The organism is Pseudomonas sp. MD195_PC81_125 (genome assembly GCF_014060985.1).
Classification (GTDB): Bacteria; Pseudomonadota; Gammaproteobacteria; order Pseudomonadales; family Pseudomonadaceae; genus Aquipseudomonas; species Aquipseudomonas parakoreensis.
The window spans coordinates 1-4951 of the sequence record NZ_JABULD010000100.1 but is presented as its reverse complement, the minus strand read 5'-3'; the positions used below and the strand labels follow the sequence as shown (position 1 = coordinate 4951).

Annotated in this window: 7 protein-coding genes; 5 read left to right on the top strand and 2 right to left on the bottom strand. The window is 58.6% G+C overall.

Translation table 11 applies throughout. The features are described 5' to 3' along the window. The first annotated feature begins 171 nt into the window (after positions 1-171). A complete protein-coding gene (locus tag HT737_RS04585) occupies positions 172-1776 on the top strand; it encodes a methyl-accepting chemotaxis protein (RefSeq protein ID WP_182401631.1) in 1605 nt (534 codons plus the stop codon). 112 nt (positions 1777-1888) lie between these two features. Then, the gene (locus HT737_RS04580) at positions 1889-2089 is read left to right on the top strand and encodes a hypothetical protein (RefSeq protein ID WP_007966907.1); all 201 of its coding nucleotides are present in this window, start codon (positions 1889-1891) and stop codon (positions 2087-2089) included. A gap of 6 nt (positions 2090-2095) precedes the next feature. On the opposite strand, the gene HT737_RS04575 is transcribed toward HT737_RS04580, so the two are convergent. Then, complete coding sequence (locus HT737_RS04575) at positions 2096-2332, bottom strand: DUF2789 family protein (RefSeq protein WP_182401630.1); 237 nt, start codon at positions 2330-2332, stop codon at positions 2096-2098. A gap of 46 nt (positions 2333-2378) precedes the next feature. After that, positions 2379-2654 (bottom strand): hypothetical protein, encoded by a 276-nt coding sequence (locus tag HT737_RS31720; protein ID WP_121184898.1) that lies wholly within the window; start codon positions 2652-2654, stop codon positions 2379-2381. A gap of 399 nt (positions 2655-3053) precedes the next feature. Here HT737_RS31720 and HT737_RS04570 point away from each other — a divergent pair, with 399 nt between their 5' ends. The 3 genes from HT737_RS04570 (at position 3054) to HT737_RS04560 (ending at position 4872) form a co-directional block, all read left to right on the top strand. Then, positions 3054-3524, top strand: coding sequence for a hypothetical protein (locus HT737_RS04570; RefSeq protein ID WP_047294976.1), 471 nt, complete (start codon positions 3054-3056; stop codon positions 3522-3524). Positions 3525-3532: 8 nt separating this feature from the next. Further along, positions 3533-3730, top strand: a complete 198-nt coding sequence (locus tag HT737_RS04565) for a hypothetical protein (protein WP_041063058.1) — start codon at positions 3533-3535, stop codon at positions 3728-3730. A 128-nt stretch (positions 3731-3858) separates the two neighbouring features. Next, a complete protein-coding gene (locus HT737_RS04560; protein WP_182401628.1) occupies positions 3859-4872 on the top strand; it encodes an ABC transporter substrate-binding protein in 1014 nt (337 codons plus the stop codon). The last annotated feature ends 79 nt before the right edge of the window (positions 4873-4951 follow it).

The window sequence follows — 4951 nt, the reverse complement described above, 5'->3', positions numbered from 1 at the left end:
AGCTCCTACACGAGCTGACGGGGCTGCGATCTTTGCTTTTACTCGTCTGCGATATGTTGCGCACCGTTCCATTGACCTGCTGCAGACTCCACGACTAACGGACCATGGATAATGGCGTTCTAGTGGCGTTTAATGCAGTCACAACAATGAGAACATGCGTGGGGTGTTGAAATGACGAGAGATGGATCTCTGGTTGGGGCTTTGCCCGCACCAGTGCTGTTGCCGAAAAACCGCTGGATCGCTCCGACCCTGCAAAGCATCGCCCTGATGCTGTTGCTTGCCGGCATGACGCTGGGTGGAGGCTCGCTGTACATCGGCCTGCCGCTGGCGGTGCTGATTGTCTGGCTGCCGCGCCTGCGCTCGCGTGCCATCCCCGATGTTGCCCCTGTCGATGCCGGCAGCGCGATTTCCGAACTCACTCGCGACCTTTCCTACACCACCAGTCATAACGCGCTGTCAGCCGCCGGTGTGGCGTTTTCCGTCAAGCAACTGGCGAGCAAACTGGAATCGCAACTCGACGCGGCGGCGCAGATTGTCAGCAACGCCGAAGTGATGATCGCCACCGAACACGCCACCTCGCAGCTCAGCCGTGAAGCGCTGGACGCCGCCAGTGAAGCGCATCACAGCAGCGCGGCGGGTCGCACCGAGCTGGTGGATTCGATTGCGCGCATGCATCAACTCAGTCAACGCGCCAACGCCAGCCGTGAGTTGATCGAAGCCTTGAGCCTGCGCAGCGACGACATTCAACGGGTGACGCTGGTGATTCAGTCCATCGCCAGCCAGACTAATCTGCTGGCGCTGAATGCGGCGATTGAAGCGGCGCGGGCCGGCGAGCATGGCCGGGGTTTTGCGGTGGTGGCGGATGAGGTGCGCGGTCTGGCGGCGCGCACGGCGTCGGCGACGGGCGAAGTCGGGGAGATGGTCGCGGACATTCAGCAGCGCACCGCGCAAGTGGTGGAGCAGATCCGCGAGCTGTCCAGCGATCTGCACACCGGCGTCGAGCAGGTCGAGAACACCGGCCAGCATCTGGACAACATCGCCCGGTTGGCCGCAGGCGTGGAAGGTCAGGTCGGCGAAATCGCCCGGGGTGCGGAAACCAATCGCGAGCAGCTCGACAGCCTGTTCAAGGCCATCGAACAGATGCGCTGCGATCTGGCGATCAGCGATCAACAGACCCGGCGCCTTGCCGAGGCCGCCGTGCAGATGGAAGGCCAGGCGGAAACCATTAGCGAGCGCCTGGCCGAAGTTGGTCTGGATGACTATCACCAGCGCGTCTATGACCTGGCGCGTGAGGGCGCGAGTCAGATTGCGGCGCGGTTCGAAGCGGATGTCGAGCAGGGGCGGATCAGCCTTGAGGATTTGTTCGACCGTCAATATCAGCCGATTCCCGGGACGCAACCGCCGAAGTATCAGACCCGTTTCGACCGTTACACCGATCAGGTGCTGCCGGCGATTCAGGAGCCGCTGCTGCCGCGCCACGAAGGCCTGGTGTTCGCCATCGCCTGCACGCAACAGGGCTATGTGCCGACGCATAACCTGGCGTTCAGTCAGCCTTTGACCGGTGACGAGCAGGTCGATGCGGTGGGCAACCGCACCAAGCGCAAGTTCGCTGACCGCACCGGGATTCGCTGCGGCAGTCATCAGCAAGCGGTGCTACTGCAGACGTACACCCGCGATACCGGCGAGCTGATGCATGACCTGTCGGTGCCGATCATGGTCAAGGGCCGGCATTGGGGCGGTCTGCGCCTGGGCTATAAGCCAGAGACTCCGCGCTGATCGATTGTTACCGCTCGCGCAATGAATCTGTGCACGGGCGTTGCTGTTTCCTCTGCGACGAAGTCATTAACATGGCCGTTAGTTAGGTAGCTAATGAAGTCGAGAGGTCAGTATGTGCAGAGTCGATGTCGCGGTGATGATTGGCAGTGGTGTGCCCGCCGGATTGCGCGCGATGGGCCAGAGTGTCTGCTGGGTGGTGCTGCTCAACGGTGAGCGGCGCGGCACTGCGTTCGCCAGTCGCGACGAAGCGGAGGAGTGCAAGGCTGCCTGGCTCGCGCAACTGATGGCCGAGCCTGGCGACAGCTTGCACTGACATTTATTAACGTCCGTCGTGCAGGCGTACGTTCAACTCATCGACCAGCACCGCTTCTTCGCCGTCGGCGCGCAACCACTCTTTCAGAAGTTGCGCCTGTTGCGGCGTCCAGAAATCGGCATCGATCAACTTGGTGTTGGCGTCCAGCGGATGCGCCTCGATGAAATCGTCGATTGCCCCGTTTTCCGAAGGCAGGCCCAGTTGGTCGAACAAGGTTTTCAGATCATAGGCTGGCAGTTCCATCGTTTACTCCTTTTGCGTAGGCCGGAATGGCGCTGTCGCTCGCTCTTTATCTGAGGCGGCCGTTGGACAAGAGTTCGATTCGTGATTCAAGCGAGCGGGCAAGGGCGCACGCTTCGTTATGATCTTCGCGGAAACCTCTTACACGACCGGTGGATGATTCTTTGATATGAAAGAACGCGTTGCCCGCCGGAACTACCTGAAATCGAGGTCTGTGATTGCCTGGTCCGTGCTCCGCCAGTTCAGCCAAATCGGTGCCTTGCAGTACGAATGGCGTATCGATACCCGGGTTGGAAGGCTGGGCAAAGTGAGTCAGAGTGCACATATGAAGTCCTTTTCATGAGATAGCCGACGGTTACAGGTCGGTTCGGGTAGTCGGAAGGAGCATCGCTGCTCTAGAATCGCCAGTGTCTGTTGGCGACAGGTGCCTATCTAAAGCAATTTTTTACCGGCGATATGTCGGAAAAGGGCTTTTTTTCGTCAGCTTTTTCCCTAAGGTTTGTAGTCCGTCTTCGTTGCGCTTCAATGAAGATTTTTCCTTCAAAGCCTGGCGAACGTCGAGGCAAGTTTCTCGCCTGACTTTCCAGTAGTCTTGCGAACTTGTGATGTATGGGCGCTCCGCTTGTTTCAGGTGTACTGAAGTCAATCGGTAACAGCATCGGCCTGGCCGTTTTTTTGCCGTGTGCGTTTTGCGCAGGTACTTTTCAGATGTGGGGATGTTTCCTTGGCAGTCAGTAATCTCGATATGCATGCTTTGTTCGTGTTGGGTGATTTGCGTGCAAAGCTGGTCAAGCTGTTTCAATCGCGTTTTGTTTACATCACCGAACAGAACGCCGAAGGTATTTACGTGGCCGAGATCGACACCGAAAGTGCATTGGTGGTCGATGACAAACCGGGACTCAAGCTCAAGGTCGGCGATCATTTCAGCGCGGCCGTGCTGCCCAGCCGTGAAGGCGGCAAGATGGACATCCGCTTTCGTGAAATCAAACTGACGGTGTACGGCCTGGGCGATTACGCTTTTGTCGATACAGCGGAGGGTCACGCGATCCTGTTCAAGGAAGGCCACAGCGTGGTGACGGTGTTTGCCGCGCATCAGCAATTGCAGGAAGGCCTGACCAAAACCCTGAAAGCGGTCACCGGCAAAGCCGCGAAGTGGCGCAAGGGCGAGTTGGTCACGTTCAAGGCCAGCGAGTGACTGGCGATTTGAGTCGCGCTGACTTCCATTCCCGGCACCTCGACCGAGCACGTGAAGAGGCTTTGCGGTTGTTCAACGCCAAAGCCGGGATGCAAGGCGCGTGGTTGAACTGGGTGGCTGCGCAGATCTACACGTTGCGGCCTGCGGAATACGCCAGCATGGTCAGACGCGAGCTGCAAAGCTTGCAGGAAAAGTCTGAAACGTAACCTCGTCGGGATAGGGTCCCGGAAAAAGCAGGAACCTCGGCTACAGTCAGTTGACTGAGTATTCAGAGGCTTGCGGTCTTCTGCCAGGCCATCCTGCTACTGCTGTGAACAGCACGAGGTGCAAAAGCATGAAAGGATTTCGACGGCTACTGGCCGCCAGCATGGTCACGTTTGGTGTGCTGACATCGGCGCAACCGGTGACGGCGGCGCAAACGCCCATCCATTTTGCCGACCTGAACTGGGAAAGCGGCAGCCTGATCACCGATGTTCTGCGGATCATCGTCGAGAAAGGTTATGGCTTGCCGACGGATACGTTGCCGGGCACCACCATCACCCTGGAAACGGCGCTGGCCAACAATGACATTCAGGTCATTGGCGAGGAGTGGGCCGGGCGCAGTCCGGTGTGGGTCAAGGCCGAGGCGGAGGGCAAGGTCGCCAGTCTCGGTGATACGGTCAAGGGTGCTACCGAAGGCTGGTGGGTGCCGGAGTACGTGATCAAGGGTGACCCGGCCAAGGGTATCAAGCCGCTGGCGCCAAATCTGCGCAGCGTCAGTGACCTCAAGCAATACAAGGACGTGTTCAAGGACCCGGAAAACCCGAGCAAGGGCCGTTTTCTCAACAGCCCGATTGGCTGGACCTCGGAAGTGGTGAACAAGCAGAAGCTGAGCGCTTATGGCTTGCAGGATGACTACACCAACTTCCGCAGTGGGTCGGGTGCGGCGCTTGATGCCGAAATCAGCTCTTCGATCCGCCGGGGCAAACCGGTGCTGTTCTATTACTGGTCGCCGACACCGTTGCTGGGGAAATTCAAACTGGTGCAGCTGGAAGAACCACCGTTTGATGCCAAGGCGTGGAAGACCCTGACCGATGCCGACAATCCCAATCCGAAACCGACCCGTTCCTTGGCCTCGAAACTGTCGATTGGCGTGTCTACGCCGTTCCAGAAGCAGTATCCGCAGATCGCGGCGTTCTTCAGCAAGGTGGATTTCCCGATCGACCCATTGAACAAGGCGTTGGCCGAGATGAGCGAGAAGCACACTGCGCCGCGCCAGGCGGCAGAAGCGTTCATGAAGGCACATCCGGAGGTGTGGCAGGCGTGGGTGCCGAAGGATGTGGCGGAGAAGGTCTCCGCCAGTTTGTAATCGCTCTCTGTAGGAGCTGCCGCAGGTGCGATCTTTTGATCTTGATCTTAAAATCAAAGTCAAAAGATCGTCCGATCGC

What these genes read in the sequence shown, in the direction of transcription:
- HT737_RS04580 (WP_007966907.1), top strand. Translation starts at nt 1,889, where the DNA reads ATGTGCAGAGTCGATGTCGCGGTGATGATTGGCAGTGGTGTGCCCGCC.
- HT737_RS04585 (WP_182401631.1), top strand. Translation starts at nt 172, where the DNA reads ATGACGAGAGATGGATCTCTGGTTGGGGCTTTGCCCGCACCAGTGCTG.
- HT737_RS04560 (WP_182401628.1), top strand. Translation starts at nt 3,859, where the DNA reads ATGAAAGGATTTCGACGGCTACTGGCCGCCAGCATGGTCACGTTTGGT.
- HT737_RS04575 (WP_182401630.1), bottom strand. Translation starts at nt 2,332, where the DNA reads ATGGAACTGCCAGCCTATGATCTGAAAACCTTGTTCGACCAACTGGGC.
- HT737_RS31720 (WP_121184898.1), bottom strand. Translation starts at nt 2,654, where the DNA reads ATGTGCACTCTGACTCACTTTGCCCAGCCTTCCAACCCGGGTATCGAT.